Raw genomic sequence first — 18,324 nt, 5'->3', positions numbered from 1 at the left:
TGGATGCGTATATCGTCATCACCCGGGCGAGATCGAAGCTTGGAAACCGCCGCAACGTCGAGGGTGTCGGGCTCGCCGAATATCGGACGCAGCCGGCCCCTCACGCTGGGCGACATGCACCTGATCGATCGCCAATGACAGGCCCCCGGCCCGTCGCCCCTCAGGTCACCGGCGCCGGATTGAACAGCGTGAGATCATTGTGGATGCCCCAGCGGTCCGACCACGGCTTGATGCGGCCAGAGGCGACATCGAGGATCAGGCGGAACAGGTCCCAGCCGCATTCCTCGATGGTCTTCTCGCCGGTGGCGATGCTTCCGGCGTCGAAGTCGATCAGGTCCTTCCAGCGCCGCGCGAGCTCGCTGCGGGTGGCGACCTTGATGACGGGCGCGGCGGCAAGCCCGTAGGGCGTGCCGCGGCCGGTGGTGAACACCTGCAGCGTCATGCCGGAGGCGAGCTGCAGCGTGCCGCAGATGAAGTCGGAAGCGGGCGTCGCCGCGAACAGCATGCCTTTCTGCGTCGCCTTCTCGCCGGGCGATAGCACGCCGGTAATGGCGCTCGATCCGGACTTCACGATCGAGCCCAATGACTTCTCGACGATGTTGGCGAGCCCGCCCTTCTTGTTGCCGGGCGTGGTGTTGGCGCTGCGGTCGGCGCCGCCTCGGGCCAGATAGGAATCGTACCAGGCCATCTCGCGCACCAGGGCGCGGCCGACATCCTCGCTGATCGCGCGTCGCGTCAGGAGCTGGATCGCGTCGCGCACCTCGGTGACCTCGGAGAACATCACGGTGGCGCCGGCGCGCACCAGGAGATCGGCGGCGAATCCGACGGCGGGGTTCGCGGTGACGCCGGAGAAGGCGTCGCTGCCGCCGCATTGCAGGCCGATAACGAGATCGGAGGCCGGGCAGGTCTCGCGCTTGCGGGCGTTGAGCACCTTCAGCCGGGCCTCGGCCTGGGTCATGATGGCATCGACGATGGCGCCGAAACCGTCGAAGGCTTCGTCCTGCATGCGCACGATGGCATCGCCCACGCCCTCCGGCACCAGCCGCTCGGGCGCGAGCTTCTCGCAGCCGAGACCGACGACCAGGATCTCGCCGCCGAAATTCGGGTTGAGCGCGAGGTTCTGCAGGGTGCGGATCGGCACCACCGCGTCGGGCGCGGTGATGGCGACGCCGCAGCCATAGGCGTGCGTCAGCGGCACGACGTCGTCGACGTTGGGATACTTTGGCAGCAGCTCGGTGCGGATGCGCTTGACTGCATATTCCATCGTGCCCTTGACGCATTGCACGGAGGAAGAAATGCCGAGGATGTTCTTGGTGCCGACCGAGCCATCCGGATTGCGATAGCCTTCGAAGGTGAAGCCTTCGAGCGGCGGCAGCGGGGCGGGGACGGCGGTCGAGATTTCAAGCTTGTCGAGGGCAGGGGCCTCCGGCATGCGGATGCGGGCTTCGTCCACCCACTCGCCGGCCAGGATCGGCGAGAGCGCGTGGCCGATGATCTCGCCATAGCGGATGATCGGCGCGCCTTCCGCGATGTCGACCAGGGCCGTCTTGTGTCCCTGCGGCACGAAGACGCGCAGCGTCAGGCCGCTGGCGAAGCGGGAGCCGGCGGGAAGCCCGAAATCATTGACCACGATCGCGACATTGTCGCGCTCGTTGAGCTTGATGTAGCGGGGCTGCTCTTTCGCTGCGACGTCCTGGTCCATGATGGACTCCGGGAGTTGTAGGGTGGGTTAGCCCTGCGATTGCGCAGAGCGCAATCGCTCGGCGTAAGCCACCAATGTCTTTATCCTTGGAGGCAGAAGAGGTGGGTTACGCTGCGCTAACCCACCCTCCGATATTGGCCTGTCAGCCCGGGAAGGTATAGGCCGTCTTCACCGTCGTGTAGAACTCGCGGGCATAGGAGCCCTGCTCGCGCGCGCCGTAGCTCGAGCCCTTCCGGCCGCCGAACGGCACGTGATAGTCGACGCCGGCGGTCGGCAGGTTGACCATCACCATGCCGGACTCGCTGTTGCGCTTGTAGTGCGAGGCGTATTTCAGGCTGGTGGTGCAGATGCCGGAGGCGAGGCCGAACTCGGTGTCATTGGAGATCGCGAGCGCCTCTTCGTAGTTCTTGGTGCGGATGACGGCGGCGACCGGGCCGAAAATCTCCTCGCGCGCGATGCGCATGTTGTTGCTCGCTTCAGTGAACAGCGCCGGCTGGAGGTAATGGCCGGGCGTTTCGCGCTTGAGCAGTTCGCCGCCGAAGGCGAGCCTGGCACCCTCGTCCTGGCCGATCTTGATATAGCGCAGGTCCTGGTCGAGCTGGCTCTGATCGACGACGGGGCCGATATGCACGCCGGCCTTGAGCGCGTCGTCCACCGACAGGCCCTTCAGCCGCTCGGCCATCGCCGCGACGAAGCGATCGTGGATGCCTTCGGTGACGATCAGGCGAGAGGAGGCGGTACAGCGCTGACCGGTCGAGAAATAGGCACCATTGACGGCAACCTCGACGGCGGTCTTGAGATCCGCGTCGTCGAGCACGACCAGCGGATTCTTGCCGCCCATCTCGAGCTGGAATTTCTTCATGGGGTTCGACAGCACGCAGGCCTGCGCGATCTTGCGCCCCGTCTGCACCGAGCCGGTGAAGGAGATCGCGGCGACATCCGGATGGTCGAGCAGCGTCTGCCCGACCACGGAGCCGGAGCCGACCACGAGGTTGAACACGCCGGCCGGAATCCCGGAGCGGGTGATGATCTCGGACAGCGCGTGCGCCGAGCCGGGCACCAGCTCGGCCGGCTTGAACACCACCGTGTTGCCGTAGCAGAGCGCGGGCGCGATCTTCCAGGCCGGGATCGCGATCGGGAAATTCCAGGGCGTGATCATGCCGACGACGCCGACCGGCTCACGGGTGAGCTCGACGTCGAGGCCGGGACGGACCGAGGCGCCCTTCTCGCCGATCAGGCGCAGCGCTTCGCCGGCAAAGAATGCAAAGATCTGGCCTGCGCGCGCGACCTCGCCGATGCCCTCGGGCAGAGTCTTGCCTTCCTCGCGCGCGAGCAGGCGGCCGAGCTCTTCCTTGCGGGCGAGGATTTCGGTCGAGATCTTGTTCAGTGCGTCATGGCGCACCTGCGGCGTCGACTGCGCCCAGCCGGGGAAGGCCGCCTTGGCAGCCGCAATCGCCTTCTCGGTCTGCGCCTTGTCGGCCTTGGCGTATTCGCCGACGAGATCGTTGGTGTTGGAGGGGTTGATGTTCTTCGTGACGCCGGAGCCGTCGACCCATTCGCCGCCGATGAAGTTCTTCAGGATCGCTGTCATGTATTCCTCCAGAGTTTCTTAGCGAACGAGGCAGGGACGCTTGTCGTCGAAGGTCCAGCCGGGGATCAGGTCCTGCATGGCCATAGCGTCATCCCGGGCGCCAAGTCCATGCTTCTTGTAGAGCTCATGCGCGGCCTCGATGGCGGCGCGGTCGATCTCGATGCCGAGGCCGGGGCGATCGGGCACCGCGATCCTGCCGCCCCTGATCCGGAGCGGCTCCTTCGTCAGAGCCTGGCCGTCCTGCCAGATCCAGTGTGTGTCGATCGCGGTGACCTTGCCGGGGGCGGCTGCGCCGACATGGGTGAACATGGCGAGCGAGATGTCGAAGTGGTTGTTGGAGTGGGAGCCCCAGGTCAGGCCGTTGTCGCGGCAGGTCTGGGCCACGCGCACCGAGCCTTGCATGGTCCAGAAATGGGGATCGGCGAGCGGGATGTCCACCGCGCCCAGGCGCAGCGCATGCGAGAGCTGCCGCCAGTCGGTCGCGATCATGTTGGTTGCGGTCGGCAGCCCGGTGGCGCGGCGGAACTCGGCCATGATCTCGCGGCCGGAGAAGCCGGCCTCGGCGCCGCACGGGTCTTCGGCATAAGCGAGGATGCCGTGCATGCCCTTGCAGAGCCTGATCGCCTCGTCGAGCGACCAGGCGCCGTTCGGGTCCAGCGTGACGCGCGCGTTCGTGAAGCGCTTCGCGATCGCGGTGACGGCCTCGATCTCCTGCTCGCCCCGGAGCACGCCGCCCTTCAGCTTGAAGTCGGCGAAGCCGTAACGGTCGTAGGTCGCTTCCGCGAGGCGTACCACCGTCTCGGGCGTCATCGCCTCCTGATGGCGGAGGTTGAACCATTCCGCCTTGCCGCTCTCGCCCGCGACATAGTCGAGCTTCGACTTGCGCCGATCGCCGACGAAGAAGAGATAGCCGAGCGTCTCGACGCTGGTGCGCTGCTGCCCTTCGCCGAGCAGCGCGGCGACGGGCAGCCCGAGATGCTGGCCGAGCAGATCGAGCAGTGCGGATTCGATCGCCGTGACCGCGTGGATCATCACGCGGAGGTCGAAGGTCTGCTTGCCGCGGCCGCCGGCATCGCGGTCGGCGAAGGCGGTGCGGACGTCTGCGAGGATGTTGTTCATCGCGCCGACGGTCTTGCCGATGACGAGATCGCGGGCGTCCTGGAGCGTCTGCCAGATCTTCTGTCCGCCCGGTACCTCGCCGGCGCCGGTGTGACCGGAATTGTCGGTGAGGACAACGATGTTGCGGGTGAAGAACGGCGCATGCGCGCCGCTCAGGTTGAGGAGCATGCTGTCGCGGCCCGCGACCGGGATCACCTGCATCGCCGTGACGACGGGTGCACCGGCAGCTTGCGCGCCGGCGACTGGCGCGCCGGAGATGTTGGTCTCGGCCATCGCATGCTCCTCCCTGTTGTCGTTCGCTATTCTGCCGCCTGTTGTGTCGATCGGATGGCGGGCAGATTCGTCACCAGCGCCGCCAGTTCCGCCATCTCCTGCTCGGTGAGATCGGTCAGCGGCGGGCGGACCGGGCCGGAGTCGCGGCCGATCACCTTCATGCCGGCCTTGATGATCGAGACCGCGTAGCCCTTCTTGCGGTTGCGGATCGCGATCAGCGGCAGGATGAAGTTCTTCAGGCCGGCATGGATGGTCTCATGGTCGCGCTTGCGCACCGCGGCGTAGAAGTTGGTGGCGAATTCCGGAACGAAGTTGAACACGGCCGAGGAATAGGTGGTCACGCCCATGTCGAGATAGGGCAGCGCGAAGGTCTCCGCAGTCGGCAGGCCGCCGATATAGGTGAGGCGATCGCCGAGCCTGGTGTAGACGCGGGTCATCAGCTCGATGTCGCCGATGCCGTCCTTGTAGCCGACGAGGTTCGGGCAGCGCTCGGCGAGGCGGGCCAGCGTGTCGGGCTGGAGGATGGCGTTGTCGCGATTGTAGACAATGACGCCTATCCTCACGGCGGCGCAGATCGCCTCGACATGGGCGGCGAGGCCGTCCTGCTCGGAATGGGTGAGGTAAGGCGGCAGCAGCAGCAGGCCGTCCGCGCCGGCCTTCTCGGCACCAACAGCGATCTCGCGAGCGATCGCGGTGCCATAGCCGGTGCCGGCAAGCACGGGCACGCGGCCCTTGGTCTCCTCGACGGCGATCTTGACCACTTGCGGAACCTCTGATGGCGTCAGCGAGAAGAACTCGCCGGTGCCGCCGGCGGCGAACAGTCCGGCGACGTCGTAGCCGCACAGCCAGTCCATGTTGGCACGGTAGGTCGCCTCGTCGAAGGAGTAGTCATCCTTGAACGGCGTGACGGGGAAGGACAGGAGGCCGGATCCGATCTTCTCGGCCATTTCCTGCGGGGTCATCTTGCTCACGGGCGCTGCTCCCTTCGTGCGTGTTGCGGAGGACGCAAGCCTGCGCGTCCATGCGCCGTGGTTTAGGAGACCGTTCGATGCGCGTCCAAGCCAAAGCCTATATCGATCGACCGATGCGGATCGAGCATCAATCCTCCGTCAGCTCCGCGGAGGACAATTCGCCGGCGATCTTAACCAGCGTCGGCAGCAGCGGATTCTCGTCCTCGCGGCGCCACACCATGAACAGCTCGACGGGCACGCGGGTGCGCAGCTTCAGGGGACGCAGGCGCACGTCGGAGATCTTCAGGCTCGCGGCTGCGGCCGGCACGATGGCAAGGCCGAGGCCGGCGCGCACCATCGCGAGGATCGAGTGGATCTGGCTGAGATGCTGGACGTAGCGTGGCAGCACGTCGGCGCGGGTGAACAGCGCCACCAGCAGGTCGTGGAAGTAGCGGCTCTCGTAAGGCGAGTACATCACGAAGGGCTGGTCGTCGAAATCCTTGATCGTGATGCTGTCGGCGTTTGCCAGCGGATGCTTCTTCGGGATCGCCGCGAGCAGGGGCTCGGCGACGACGCGGCGGCTGGCCAGTTCGGGACGCGCGATCGGCGGCCTCAGCAGGCCGGCGTCGATCTGGCCGGAGGTCAGCGCCTCGAACTGATCGCCAGACACCATCTCCTTCAGCGAGAAATCGACCTCGGGCAGCTTGGCGCGGCAGGCGGCGATGAGCTCGGGCAGGAAGCCGTAGGCCGCAGCCGCCGTGAAGCCGATCTTGAGAGAGCCGATCTTGCCGAGTGCGATGCGCCGGGCGACCTGCGAGGCGCTTTCCGCAAGCTTGAGGATGCGCCGCGCCTCCGGCAGGAAGCTGCGTCCCGCAGGCGTGAGGCGCACCGAGCGGCTGGTGCGTTCCAGCAGCGGGGCATCGATGATGTGCTCGAGCACCTGGATCTGCCGGGACAGCGGCGGCTGGGTCATGTTCAGCCGCGCGGCGGCGCGGCCGAAGTGCAGTTCCTCCGCCACCGTGACGAAACAGCGGAGCTGGTTGAGGTCGAACATCGATACATGCCTTAGATGGATAAGGCGCTTCCCCGGCACTTCTAGCATCGATCACCCCCAAAAAACAAAGACGGCGGCTTTCTGGGCCGCCGTTGAGTTGCCTGTCCCACTCCGCTTGTCCCGGAGCGCTCAGGAGGAACGTTTCAGCAGACCCGTTCGGTATTGCCGACTATTCACTGCGAGTCGTAGAGGCGCGCGCGGCAGGGTGTCCAAGTTGAAGGGGGTATCGATCGATGCCGTTTTTGGATTGATGGAGACAGTGCGTGGCCCGCGTGAGCCGGGCGATGGGCGGGGAGAGTGGTCCCGGATGTCGCTGCGCTCAGCCGGGCTCCGTCGTCCTTGCTACTGCTGCGCGCCCGGCAGCAGCTGCGGCAGGAATCCGCGGGTCACGTTCGGCGGCACGGCATCGAGCCCGAGCACGGCGCTCGCGGCCGGCAGTGCTGCATCCGCCATCGCGGCATGACCCTCGGCGCTCGGATGCACGGCGCCGCCGTAGACGGCGGAGAGCACGCCCCAGGTCGCGTCGTGAATGTCGGTCGGCTGGCTCGCCGCCGGCAAGCCTTGCGGATATGTCATCGCCGCAAAATAGCTGTCATTGGCGTCGCGGATCCAGCGCGCGCGGGGCAGGTAGGCGCGATATTCCGAAGCGCCGCGGCCGCACAGCATCGGCTGGCTCGCCGCGCTCACGATGTCAGGATTGAAGCTCTGGCCGTTCTCGGCAAAGCAGGTCCGGTCGAATTCGGGGTCATTGCCCGAATGGGCGCAGAAGCCGTGATCGGCGAACGCCGCCTGGTGCGCATCGACGAAGGTCATGCGGTCGGCTTCGGGATCGCGGCACAGCGCGCCGCGGGTGCAGGTGGCGAGGCCTTTGAGCTGCGGCAGGAATTCGGTGTCGACGTAGGTCGAGACGCGGGCAAGGCGCTGCGGATCGGCGTTGAAGGACGGATGGATGTCGAAGCCGGCCCTTCCGCCGCGGCAGGGCACGCCGCCGTCGGCGAGCGCGGGATTGGCGTAGGAGACATAGACCACGTGCGAGAGGTCGCCGCCGACGAGCGGCTTCAGCGCCTCGCGCAGCTTGACGAAGTTCTGCGGCAGCTCGCGCGCCAGCGCATCGCGGGAATCATCGACGCTCGCCATCACGCCGGAGCGGCGGAACAGCGCGCGCTCGGTCGCGGTATCGACGATGACGTCGGCGACGAGACCGGAGAAATAGACGTCGTTGGCGCCGACCGAGAGCAGCACGAGATCGAGCGTGCGGTCGGGCTGGCGTTTTTTTGCCGCGGTGAGCGCTTCGCGCAGCTCGGCGACCTGGGCGGACACGCTGGTGTTGCAGACGCCGGTCTTGCCGGGCGGGCATTCGCGGGCGCGCTGCGAGCCGAGCAGCCCGTCGCCAATGCTGGCGCCGGTGCAGGCGAGCGGCAGGTAGGTCACGGCGATGTGGGTGTAGCGCACCGCGAGCGCAAGCGCGGTGCGCGTCTGGTAGCTGTACAGCGAGCGGTGGCAGGGCGCATTGAACCAGAGTGCGCTGTAGCGTTGCCAGTTGGCGAGCGTATCCGGCGCCTCGCAGGCGCGGCCGCCCTTGAAGCCATGACGGCTCGGCCGGTAATACTGTGCGCCGGCGGTGCCGAGATAGGACCGGAAGCAAAAACCTTCGTCCGACAGCGCCAGCGGCCGGTCCGGATTGCCTTCGCCGGAGGCGATGCTGTCTCCGAGGCCGGCGACGAAAATGTCGCGGACCGCGATCTCGGTCTGGACCCGCTGGGTCGGGTCGGAGCCGGCGGAGACGTCTACGGTCGCGACCGTCTGCTTGCCGTAGCGGACGCGCAGATTGACCGGCTCGGCGCAGTCGAAGGTTGATTGTTGCGGCCCGTCGCCGTCGTCGAACGACCAGGCGCAGGTGGCGCCGACCGGGACCGCGCCAACGAGGCGCACGGTGACGGGGTGGTCGATCGGGGTGATGTAGTTCTCCTTGACGTTGTCGCGGGTGCAGGGCTGGTTGACCCGGCCCTGGAGGTCGATGCACAGGCGATTGACCATGTTGCGGGCCCAGCCGCGGCCTTCACTCTGGAGCTCCAGCGATTGTTCGGCGGCGAGGATGCTGCGGTTGCGCGCATTCTCGACATGGAGCAGGAAGTCGCGCTCCTCGCGGAACAGCCGGAAGCGGTTACGCACCTCCCAGCTGATCTGGATGGTGCCGGCGTCCTGAGCGGCGGCGCGCTGGGTCGGCAAGGCGGTCCAAAGCCCGGCAAGCAGCAGAGCGCCTGCGGCGAGAGTGCGAAAGTGTACAGGGATCATGGCCCGGGTCTTCAACGGTAAAGTTGAGGCGGAAATAAGAGAGCATTGCTCCGCCGCCCGCAACCTTTGTCTGCGCCGGCCGCCTTAGCGCTTATTGGCCTGCCGCAGCAACCGCTCGCGCTCCATTGGTGTCACCTCCTTGGGCAGGTTGGCCTGCGCGCAGGCCTCGGCCAGCCGCCGTCGCTCCTGCCAGGGCTCGACCACGTTCATCCAGAGCTCGCGCGTGCCCATGATGGAGATGGCGAGGCCGAACGGAATAACGAAATACAGGATGCGGAACACCAGCAGCGTTGCCAGAAGCTGCTCGCGGCCGAATTCGGGCAGTGCCACCAGCATGGCAGCATCGAACACGCCGATTGAGCCGGGCGCGTGGCTGGCAAAGCCGATCAGGGTCGCCAGGATGAACACGACCGCCAGCGACATGAAGTCGATCGGCGGATTGGCCGGCATCAACAGGTACATCGCCGTGGCGCAGAAGCCGAGATCGACGACGCCGATCAGGATCTGCACCAAGGTCAGCGGCGCCGATGGCAGCACCACTTTCCAGCCCTTCTGGCCGAGCTCCCGCCGCTTCTCGCCCATGCAGAGCCAGACCAGATAGGCGCCGATCGAAGCGAGGCCGCCAAGGGCGATCAGGCGGTTAATCGACGACGGGAGCTGATCCATCGCGGATGCGGCATCCGGATGGATGGCCATGCCGATCGAGAGCACGAAGATGTTACCGAGCCAGAAGGTCAGGCCGGACAGGAAGCAGATCTTCGCGACGTCGATCGCGTTCAGCCCGTAATCCGAATAGATCCGGAAACGGATCGCGCCGCCGGTGAAGACCGTCGCGCCGATGTTGTGGCCGATCGAATAGGACGTGAAGCTGGAGAGCGCCGCGATGCGATAGGGCACGTGCTTCTTGCCGATCGTTCGCAGTGCGAAAAAGTCGTAGAAGGTCAACGTGCAGAACGCGAAGAAGACGCAGATCGCCGCCAGCCCGATACTGCCGCGGGGAATCTCGGTCAACGCGGTCAGGATGACCCCGGTATCGATGCCCTTGAGGGTCCGCACCAGCGTAGTGATCGCGAAGGCGATGATGAAGACGCTCGCGGCAATTCCGAGCCGTCGCCAGCCGATCCATCTCTTGAAGCCACGCTTCAGCGCGGGCAGCAGTCCGTGCATTCATCCTCCCGGCAGGGGCAAAGACCGACCGGGCCAGGCATTGGCCAATCGGGTGCGATCACGGCCAAAGGCAGGCATCGACCGCAAGGCATGATCCAGCTCATTTAAGGCAAAAACAGCGGCTTGTGCAGCCCTTGACAACAATAGGTTCTGCGCTGGACCGGCCATTTTTGTCATACGCGGTTCATATCGGCTGCGCGTTAAGCATATGAGTCGTGAAACCGGCTCGGCGCGACCGTTTCGTGTGGTGACATGATTTCAGGTCCCGGCGCGGTCCACATTATTCCAGCGCAAGCGAAACCGTCTTGTTGGAACGTCGCTGCCGCGCACTCGTTGTGGCCCCATCAGCAACCGAACATGGCGGAGCGGCTTTTCGCGCAAGCCGCTGCCTTCGTGTTCCAGAAACCGATAGAGGACCGAACGATGGGACTGTTCACAAAAGACATCAAAACCATGAACGACCTGTTCGTGCACCAGCTTCAGGACATCTACTACGCCGAGCAGCAGCTGACCAAGGCGCTGCCGAAAATGGCAAGCAAGGCCACCGATCCGCAGCTGAAGCAGGGCTTTTTGACGCATCTCGAGGAAACCAAGCAGCACGTTTCGCGGCTCGAGGAAGTATTCAAGATGCAGGGCGTCGCCGTGAAGGCGGTCGACTGTCCGGCGATCGACGGCATTATCGAGGAAGCCGACGAGACCGTCGGCGAAGTCGCCGACAAGGCGGTGCTCGATGCAGCTCTGATCAACGCGGCGCAGGCCGCCGAACATTACGAGATCGTCCGTTACGGCAGTCTGATCGCCTGGGCCAAGCGGCTCGGCCACAACGACTGCGCCAGTGTGCTCGCCAAGACGCTGGAAGAGGAAAAGGCGACCGACAAGAAGCTGACCACGCTGGCTGAGAGCAAGGTCAATCTGCGCGCAGCGAGCTGATGGGAGTGTAGCGAAAGGCGCCGCGCGGTCATCCGCGTGGCGCTTTTTGCCACGCTACCGGGTGTCATGCCCTGCGAAGGCGGAACATCCAGTACGCCGCGGCGGTGATTGTGTAACCCAATCACCGCCGCGGCGTACTGGATCGCCCGATCAAGTCGAGCGATGACATCGGTGGACTCGGCGGGCACGTTTGTCCTGCATTCATCCTTCGGTCACTGGTCGGCTGGCGCGCAGTCTTCCTGGTCAATTTGCCGACCGGGCTCGCCGGCCTGTGGCTGAGCTGGCGCTACGCCAGCGAGACCACTCGGGCGCGCTCGCGCGAGATCGATCTGCCCGGCCAGCTTGCCGCGATCGGCGCGCTGGGGGCACTCGCCGGGGCGATCATCGAAGGCGGAGCGCTGGGCTGGGGACATCCGGCCGTGATAGCGGCCTTTGTCTGCGCTGCTGTTCTTGCCGCACTCTTCATTTGGCGCGAGGGGCGCGCGGCGCAGCCGATGCTGCCATTGTCGCTGTTCGGCCACAGGCTGTTCGCGCTGACATCGCTGGTCGGCCTGCTCGTCAACATCGCGGTCTATGGCCTGATCTTCGTGCTCAGCCTGTACTTCCAGCGGATCAACGGCCTGTCGGCGTGGTGGACCGGGCTCGCTTTCGTGCCGATGATGGGGGCGGTGCTGCCGGTCAATCTGCTGGCGCCGCGCCTTGCCGAGCGCATCGGCCCGTGTACGACCATCGTGGTCGGTGCCTGCGTGTCGGCGCTCGGCTGTCTCGGCCTGCTGTGGATCGCGGCCGAGACGAGCTATTGGATGATCTGCGTGCAGATGATCGCGATCAGCGGCGGCCTCGGGCTGCTGGTTCCGCCGCTGACCTCGACCTTGCTGGGCAGCGTCGAAAAGGCGCGCTCCGGTATAGCGGCGGGTGTCCTGAACGCGACGCGGCAGACCGGCAGCGTTCTCGGCGTCGCATTGTTTGGATCGCTGATCGCGGGCGCAGGCGCGTTCATGGAAGGCCTGCATTTGTCTTTGGCCATTTCAGCGGCGGTCCTGCTGCTCGCGGCCGGCGTGATCGGCCGCGGCGCGAGGATGAACAATGTGAGCGAACATACACATTTTCCATTCACCATTCCCGGAACAGGCTTGTAGCCGGTTACCGATTGTCCACCTCTGTCGGCTCAAGTGCGGGTCGATAGGGGCCGGCAATGCATCAAGTTCTCTACTGTCTTACCGACGAGCATGATTGGCGACTCGTTGCGCTTGGCGGCGCAGTGTGTCTGCTCGCCAGCGCGGCGGCGATCAGCCTGTTTCAGCGCGCACGCGCGGCACACGGCCCCGGACGTCTGGCCTGGATTGCCCTGGATGCGGCCGTCAGCGGATGCGGCATCTGGGCGACGCATTTCATCGCGATGCTTGCCTACGGGCCGGGCGGCGCCGGCGCCTACAACATCCCGGTGACAATTCTCTCGTTGATGCTTGCGATCTCCGTGACCTTCGTGGGGCTAAGCATCGCCGTATCGTCCTCGCGCCCGGTGTGGATCGTTCTGGGGGGCGCCATCGTCGGCACTGGTGTCGCGGTGATGCATTACACCGGGATGGCGGCGCTGGAGATGCCGGCACGGGTGAACTGGGTCGGAAGCACGGTCGCCGTCTCGGTGCTGTTCGGAATCGTCTTTGCAGCTTTCGCCTTGTTCATCGCCGCGCGGCGCGACGACCTCTCCCACGCGCTGATGGCGATCACCCTGCTGACGATCGCCATCGTCGCGCATCACTTCACCGCGATGGGCGCGGTGCTGCTGACGCCGGACCCGACGCTCGCGATCAGCGGGCTCTCCATCCCGCCGGCCTCGCTGTCCTTCCTCACGGCCAGCGCCGCCGTCGCGATCATCGCGATTGCGCTCGTGGCCGCGCTGCTCGACCGCCGCGCCAAGGGCGAATTGGGCCGCCAGCAGATCGTGCTGGACAGCGCGCTGGAGAACATGTCGCAGGGCCTGTGCATGTTCGATGCCGACGGCAAGATCATCCTGTTCAACGAGCGCTATGCCGCGATGCTCCGTCGCACCGACATCCTGCTCACCGGTCGGCTTCTGGTCGACGTGCTCAGGGAAGAGCAGGCCAAGGGCCAGTGGCAGGGCGACGCGCATGAATTCTTCGCGCGCCTCATCGCCGACGCACGCGAGGGCCGCACCACGACCGACGTCGTCAACCGGTTCGGCCGCTCCATCCGGGTCGTCAACCAGCCGATGCAGGGCGGCGGCTGGGTCGCGACCTTCGAGGACATCACCGAATGGCTGGAGGCGCAGGCCAAGATCTCGCACATGGCCCGCCATGATGCGCTGACCAGCCTGCCGAACCGGGTGCTGTTCCACGAGGAGCTCGAGCAGGGACTGCGTCGGACCAAGTCGGGCGACCAGCTCGCTGTGCTCTGTCTCGATCTCGATCACTTCAAGGACATCAACGACTCGCTCGGCCATCCCATCGGCGATGCGCTGCTCAAGGAGGTCGGCCGCAGGCTGAAGGCCACCGTCGGCGAGAACGACACCGTGGCGCGGCTCGGTGGCGACGAGTTCGCGGTGGTCCAGATCGGACGTTCCGAGGAGACTGCTGCGAGGGCCCTTGCCGGCCGCCTCGTCGAGGTGATCTCGGCGCCTTACGAGATCGACGACCATCAGATCGTGATCGGCGTCTCGATCGGCATCTCGCTGTCGCCTCAGGACGGCAGCAATCCGGACGAGCTGTTGAAGAACGCCGATCTTGCCCTGTACCGCGCCAAGGCGGATGGCCGCGGCACCTATCGCTTCTTCGAGACCGGCATGGATGCGCGCGCTCAAGCGCGGCGCCTCATGGAAATGGATCTGCGCGCGGCGCTGCAGCGCGACGAGTTTCATGTCTATTACCAGCCGATCCGTGACGTCGCCAGCGGTCGCGTCGTTGCCTTCGAGGCGCTCTTGCGCTGGAACCATCCGCAGCGCGGGCTGATCGCGCCCATCAGCTTCATTCCGCTCGCCGAGGAGACCGGGCTCATCGTTCAGCTCGGCGAGTTGGTGCTGCGCTCCGCCTGCACCGACGCAGCCACCTGGCCCGACGACGTCGATGTCGCCGTCAATTTGTCGCCGGTGCAGTTCAAGAGCCCGCACCTGATCGGGTCCGTGACCGAAGCGCTGGCCGCCTCGGGACTTGATGCGCGCCGTCTCGAGCTCGAGATCACCGAATCGGTGCTGCTCCAGAACAGCGAGGCGACGCTCACGACCCTCCACGAGCTGCGCGCGATGGGCGTGCGGATCTCGCTCGACGATTTCGGCACCGGCTATTCGTCGCTGACCTATCTGCGCAGCTTCCCGTTCGACAAGATCAAGATCGACCGCTCCTTTGTGTCGGAGCTGGCGACGCGCGAGGATTCCATGGCAATCATCCGTGCGGTGACCGGCCTCGGCCGCAGCCTCGGCATCATCACCACGGCGGAAGGCGTCGAGAACGATGTGCAACTCGAGCTGCTCCGGCGCGAAGGCTGCACTCAGGCGCAGGGGTATCTGTTCAGCAGGCCGCGGCCGGCTTCCGATGTGGCGATGATGCTGGACCGCCCGCGGCTGCGAGCGTCGGCCTGAGGGTCAGCCGCGACGCAGCGCGAAATGCGCGCCGCAAAACGCCATGACGGCACCGAGGCATAGCGCGGCAAGCCCGGCGAGCACGCCCGAGACGGTCGGGATCGGGCTCGGCGCCGAGGCCGCCTGGCCCGCTCCTGCAAGCAGCAGCACGCCGACCGCGATCAGGAATTGCCGCATCCGCTGCGGGATCTGGCCGGAGACGGCGCTCTGCATCAGGTTCGCCGTGAAATAGCCGCCGGAGAAGCCGACGGTCGCAATCAGCCACCAGGCGATCGCCGCGCCCGTCGGCATGAACTCGTGCGTTTCGGAGCGCCAGAGGCCGCCAAGGTCGAGACCATAGCGCGCCCCCAGCATGTGGACCGCAAGCGCGAGCAATACGCCGGAGATCATTGCGGCCCCGAGGATCAGGCGGCGCGGAAAAAATGTCGTCTCAGCCATGCCTCGCTTGTAGGATGGGCGAGGGCGATCACGCAAGCGGATCGCGGATGGGATCGATGATCGGCATGCGGGGAGCTGAAGCTGGTTCGGCCACGAGCTATGCCTACAGGGCCTCGCTGATAGGCTCGGCGCGTCGTTTCGAGCTGACGGAGCAGGGGCTGTCCTGGCAGATCGGGGGACGCTCCGGCCTGTGGCACTACGATGAGATCTCGGCGATCCGGCTGTCGTTCCGCCCGGTCTCGATGCAGCAGCACCGCTTTCGCGCCGATGTCAGCCGCACGGGTGGCGGCCGCATCGCGATCCTGTCGACGAGCTGGCAGACCGCGGCCCTGATGGCGCCGCAGGACAACGGCTTTCGCGATTTCATCGTCGAATTGCATGCGCGGATGGCAAGGGCGGGCAGCCGCGCCGAACTGACCGCAGGCCTCGGTCGCAGGACCTACGCGGCGGTGCTGGCGTTCCTGGTGGTGCTCGCTGTGGCGATGGCGGGGCTCCTGATCCGCGCGCTCCTGACCGGCGAATTCGCCGGCGTGCTGTTCATCCTCGGCTTTGCCGCGCTGTTCGCCTGGCAGGTCGGCGGCTTCGTGCGGCGCAACCAGCCGCGGAGCTACAGCTTCGACCAGCTACCTCGGTCAATGCTGCCTTAGGTGGACGGATCGCTACTCCGTCGAGTCGAAATCCTCTTCCTTGGTGCCGAGCAGCGAGGCGATCGTGCGCAGGCCGGAATCGAGTTGCTCGGGTGAAGGCGGGGCGAGGGCGAGCCGCACCGCATTTGGCGCATGACCATGCGCGATGGCGAAGGTCGAGGACGGCGTCAGCGCGATACCGCGCCTTGCTGCCGCGGCGACGAAGGTCTGCGAGCGCCAGTGCGGCGGCAGTGTCAGCCAGAGATGATAGGAGCGCGCGTCGGCGGCGAGCTGGTAGCCGGCCAGCAGCCTCGCTGCAGTCTGCTGGCGGCGCGCCGCGTCGATGCGCTTGAGGCGCGTCAGCTCGGCGACGGTGCCGTCGGCCATCAGCCGCTGTCCGGCCGCCAGCGCATGACCGGAGGCGATCCAGCCACCGGTGCGGACCGCGCTCATCACGCTTTCGCGCAGCTGCAGGGGCGCGACCAGGATGCCGAGCGCGAGGCCGGGCGCGACCTTCTTGGACAGGCTGTCGATCACGATGCAGCGGTCCGGCCCGAGCGCCGCCAGCGGCGTGTCGTCGGCCAGGAAGCCGTAGACGGTGTCCTCGATGATGGTGAGGTCGAGCTTTTCGGCGACGCGCATGATGTCGGCGCGCCGCGTTGCGTTCATGGTGACGCCGAGCGGATTCTGGATGATGGGCTGGAGATACAGCGCCGACAGGTGCGCCTCGCGATGTGCCTTCTGGATCGCATCCGGCCGCGCGCCGTGCTCGTCCATCGGAATCGGCACCAGCGTCACACCTAACCGCGCGGCGATGCTCTTGACGTAAGGATAGGTCAGTGCCTCGACGCCGCACCGGCCGCCGGTGGGCACGAGCGCCGCAAGCGCCGCCGCGAGCGATTGCTTGCCGTTGGCGGTGAAGAAGATCTGGTCGGCCTGCGGCGTGAAATCCTTGCGCGCGAGATAGGCGGCGGCCGCATTGCGCGCGCTCCTGGTGCCGGTGCTGGTCGAGACGCGCAGCGCGGATTCGAGCGCGTCGGTGCGTTCCAGCCCCGCAAGGCTCCTGGCGATCATCGCCCATTGCTGCGGCAACAGCGGGTAATTGACCTCGAAATTGATGCGCGCGTCGGCCGGCTCGCTCATCGTTTCGACTTCACGCCTGATGTCGCCGGAGATGAAGGTGCCGCGGCCGACCTCGCCGACCACAAGGCCGCGGCGGAGCAATTCCGTATAAACCCGGCTCGCGGTCGAGACCGCGATGCCGCGGTCATAGGCAAAATTGCGCTGCGGCGGCAGCCGGTCGCCGGGCCTTAACGTGCCGTTAGTGATATCGGCCGCAATGGCATCGGCAAGCTTCACGTACTCGAACTTGGACATTATTGCACCGAGAGCAATGTTTCGCTTGCTCCGAGCAGTGTACCGGAGCATTTAAGTTCCATCAAGGACCGCGATTGAGCCGAGGAGAGCGAGAGCAATCCGACGGCAAATGAGGTGCAGGCGCCCACAAAGCGTCCGCGCCAACGGCGCTGCTTCGCCGCGCGGGACGACAGGCCGGAGAAGAAGAATGACCACGATCTCGCAAACTGCCGGGCGGAGTTTTCGCCCATCCTCGCCGGGCGGATTTTTCGGTGCGCTCGCCAACGGCGTCTCTGCGCTGTTCGACCGCCTCGAGCGCCGCTCCGCCGTCAAGACGCTGAGCGAGCTCGACGATCGCGCCCTGCGCGACATCGGCATCACGCGCAGCCAGATCGAGGATGCGGTGTACGGGCAGTTCAAGACCGAGCTGACGCGGTATCTGTGAGGCGCTTCTGCCGCGCTCGTTCCTCCCGTGTCCCGGACGCGCCGCAACGCTCTTGGCGTTGCGGCGCAGAGCCGGGACCCAGGACGCCGTGTAACGCGCTGTTGCATGGACCCCGGCTCTGTAGCGCATCACTTCGTGCTGCGCAGCGTCAGGGGCACGAGAGAGGAGTTTGGCGTGAAACTGTTTCAGCATCGTCATTGCGAGCGGCTTGTCCGCCGAAGCTCGAAGGTCGGGCCATCCAGAATCCTTCCTCACTGACGGTGTCCGTCCCGTCATCCCGAGGTGCGAGGCGTGCGATGCGAATGCATCGCATGCGGAGCCTCGAAGGATGAACGGCCGAGATGCAGACGGGCTGTCGCCTTTCGAGGCCTCCGCTTCGCTCCGGCACCTCAGGGTTGGATGATGCTTGCGGCTGCATTCGGTATTCGCTTTTGGCGTGGAGACATACCTTCGCATCCTCGCGGCTCATCTCGCCCGAGCTTTGCCTCATTGCCTCACCCTCTGAAATGAAAGAGGGCGCAGGGAAGACCAGGCGCCGGCTGGCACCCGCGGTCCACTGTGCGAAAGGCAGTAGCGAAATCTGCACAGCGGCATACAGGTGTAGCCAGGACATCCCGGCCTTCCCTGCGCAGTGGTTTTACGGCTTATGTCGCGCTCTCCCCGGGGAGCGATGCACTATTGCCCCCGTCGCCTTGCGGATGACTGATGCGCGCGCCCGGTTGGGCAACACACATCACCGCAAGACTTGACGCACAGACCCCGGGCGCCAGGACCACACGATTT

At 66.0% G+C, this 18,324-nt stretch carries 13 protein-coding genes and 1 pseudogene; 5 read left to right on the top strand and 9 right to left on the bottom strand.

What is annotated here, in order from left to right; translation table 11 throughout:
* Nucleotides 1-160: 160 nt before the first annotated feature.
* From garD to IC50_RS18485, 7 genes are all read right to left on the bottom strand, one after another.
* Nucleotides 161-1,702 (bottom strand): galactarate dehydratase, encoded by a 1,542-nt coding sequence (gene garD, locus IC50_RS18515; protein WP_035707808.1) that lies wholly within the window; start codon nt 1,700-1,702, stop codon nt 161-163.
* 142 nt (nt 1,703-1,844) lie between these two features.
* Nucleotides 1,845-3,293 (bottom strand): aldehyde dehydrogenase family protein, encoded by a 1,449-nt coding sequence (locus IC50_RS18510; protein WP_035707805.1) that lies wholly within the window; start codon nt 3,291-3,293, stop codon nt 1,845-1,847.
* A gap of 18 nt (nt 3,294-3,311) precedes the next feature.
* Nucleotides 3,312-4,685 (bottom strand): glucarate dehydratase, encoded by a 1,374-nt coding sequence (gene gudD, locus IC50_RS18505; protein ID WP_035707801.1) that lies wholly within the window; start codon nt 4,683-4,685, stop codon nt 3,312-3,314.
* 26 nt (nt 4,686-4,711) lie between these two features.
* On the bottom strand, nt 4,712-5,656 hold the full coding sequence (kdgD, locus tag IC50_RS18500) for a 5-dehydro-4-deoxyglucarate dehydratase (RefSeq protein ID WP_035707793.1): 945 nt from the start codon (nt 5,654-5,656) through the stop codon (nt 4,712-4,714).
* Nucleotides 5,657-5,783: 127 nt separating this feature from the next.
* Nucleotides 5,784-6,689 carry a LysR substrate-binding domain-containing protein gene (locus tag IC50_RS18495; protein WP_035707791.1) on the bottom strand — a complete coding sequence of 302 codons (906 nt, stop codon included), beginning with the start codon at nt 6,687-6,689 and terminating at the stop codon, nt 5,784-5,786.
* A gap of 342 nt (nt 6,690-7,031) precedes the next feature.
* Nucleotides 7,032-8,984 carry a hypothetical protein gene (locus IC50_RS18490; protein ID WP_035707903.1) on the bottom strand — a complete coding sequence of 651 codons (1,953 nt, stop codon included), beginning with the start codon at nt 8,982-8,984 and terminating at the stop codon, nt 7,032-7,034.
* Between the two features lie 84 nt (nt 8,985-9,068).
* On the bottom strand, nt 9,069-10,151 hold the full coding sequence (locus tag IC50_RS18485; protein ID WP_035707784.1) for a lysylphosphatidylglycerol synthase transmembrane domain-containing protein: 1,083 nt from the start codon (nt 10,149-10,151) through the stop codon (nt 9,069-9,071).
* Between the two features lie 423 nt (nt 10,152-10,574).
* On the opposite strand from IC50_RS18485, the gene IC50_RS18480 reads away from it, so the two are divergent.
* From IC50_RS18480 to IC50_RS18470, 3 genes and pseudogenes are all read left to right on the top strand, one after another.
* Entirely contained in the window at nt 10,575-11,081 is a 507-nt protein-coding gene (locus tag IC50_RS18480; RefSeq protein WP_035707902.1) for a YciE/YciF ferroxidase family protein, read from the top strand.
* A gap of 126 nt (nt 11,082-11,207) precedes the next feature.
* A pseudogene (locus IC50_RS18475) lies at nt 11,208-12,220 on the top strand (MFS transporter); the annotation flags it as partial.
* Between the two features lie 56 nt (nt 12,221-12,276).
* Nucleotides 12,277-14,676: a bifunctional diguanylate cyclase/phosphodiesterase gene (locus IC50_RS18470; RefSeq protein WP_035707781.1), complete on the top strand. Its 2,400-nt coding sequence runs from the start codon at nt 12,277-12,279 to the stop codon at nt 14,674-14,676.
* A gap of 3 nt (nt 14,677-14,679) precedes the next feature.
* On the opposite strand, the gene IC50_RS18465 is transcribed toward IC50_RS18470, so the two are convergent.
* A complete protein-coding gene (locus tag IC50_RS18465) occupies nt 14,680-15,114 on the bottom strand; it encodes a hypothetical protein (protein WP_035707779.1) in 435 nt (144 codons plus the stop codon).
* Between the two features lie 47 nt (nt 15,115-15,161).
* On the opposite strand from IC50_RS18465, the gene IC50_RS18460 reads away from it, so the two are divergent.
* Complete coding sequence (locus IC50_RS18460) at nt 15,162-15,761, top strand: hypothetical protein (protein ID WP_440588141.1); 600 nt, start codon at nt 15,162-15,164, stop codon at nt 15,759-15,761.
* Between the two features lie 12 nt (nt 15,762-15,773).
* Here the strand turns inward: IC50_RS18460 and IC50_RS18455 are convergent, their stop codons facing one another.
* Nucleotides 15,774-17,117: an aminotransferase-like domain-containing protein gene (locus tag IC50_RS18455; RefSeq protein ID WP_035707775.1), complete on the bottom strand. Its 1,344-nt coding sequence runs from the start codon at nt 17,115-17,117 to the stop codon at nt 15,774-15,776.
* A 187-nt stretch (nt 17,118-17,304) separates the two neighbouring features.
* Here IC50_RS18455 and IC50_RS18450 point away from each other — a divergent pair, with 187 nt between their 5' ends.
* A complete protein-coding gene (locus IC50_RS18450) occupies nt 17,305-17,541 on the top strand; it encodes a DUF1127 domain-containing protein (RefSeq protein WP_035707772.1) in 237 nt (78 codons plus the stop codon).
* Nucleotides 17,542-18,324: the final 783 nt, after the last annotated feature.

Source organism: Bradyrhizobium genomosp. I (2014) (genome assembly GCF_000261685.1).
GTDB lineage: Bacteria > Pseudomonadota > Alphaproteobacteria > Rhizobiales > Xanthobacteraceae > Bradyrhizobium.
The sequence above is the reverse complement of the archived record's forward strand: the minus strand, read 5'-3'. Positions and strand labels throughout refer to the sequence as shown.

Bases quoted from the DNA above. Each gene is read 5' to 3' on its own strand.
- garD (WP_035707808.1), bottom strand. From the start codon at position 1,702: ATGGACCAGGACGTCGCAGCGAAAGAGCAGCCCCGCTACATCAAGCTC.
- IC50_RS18510 (WP_035707805.1), bottom strand. From the start codon at position 3,293: ATGACAGCGATCCTGAAGAACTTCATCGGCGGCGAATGGGTCGACGGC.
- gudD (WP_035707801.1), bottom strand. From the start codon at position 4,685: ATGGCCGAGACCAACATCTCCGGCGCGCCAGTCGCCGGCGCGCAAGCT.
- IC50_RS18495 (WP_035707791.1), bottom strand. From the start codon at position 6,689: ATGTTCGACCTCAACCAGCTCCGCTGTTTCGTCACGGTGGCGGAGGAA.
- IC50_RS18490 (WP_035707903.1), bottom strand. From the start codon at position 8,984: ATGATCCCTGTACACTTTCGCACTCTCGCCGCAGGCGCTCTGCTGCTT.
- IC50_RS18485 (WP_035707784.1), bottom strand. From the start codon at position 10,151: ATGCACGGACTGCTGCCCGCGCTGAAGCGTGGCTTCAAGAGATGGATC.
- IC50_RS18480 (WP_035707902.1), top strand. From the start codon at position 10,575: ATGGGACTGTTCACAAAAGACATCAAAACCATGAACGACCTGTTCGTG.
- IC50_RS18470 (WP_035707781.1), top strand. From the start codon at position 12,277: ATGCATCAAGTTCTCTACTGTCTTACCGACGAGCATGATTGGCGACTC.
- IC50_RS18465 (WP_035707779.1), bottom strand. From the start codon at position 15,114: ATGGCTGAGACGACATTTTTTCCGCGCCGCCTGATCCTCGGGGCCGCA.
- IC50_RS18460 (WP_440588141.1), top strand. From the start codon at position 15,162: ATGGGATCGATGATCGGCATGCGGGGAGCTGAAGCTGGTTCGGCCACG.
- IC50_RS18455 (WP_035707775.1), bottom strand. From the start codon at position 17,117: ATGTCCAAGTTCGAGTACGTGAAGCTTGCCGATGCCATTGCGGCCGAT.
- IC50_RS18450 (WP_035707772.1), top strand. From the start codon at position 17,305: ATGACCACGATCTCGCAAACTGCCGGGCGGAGTTTTCGCCCATCCTCG.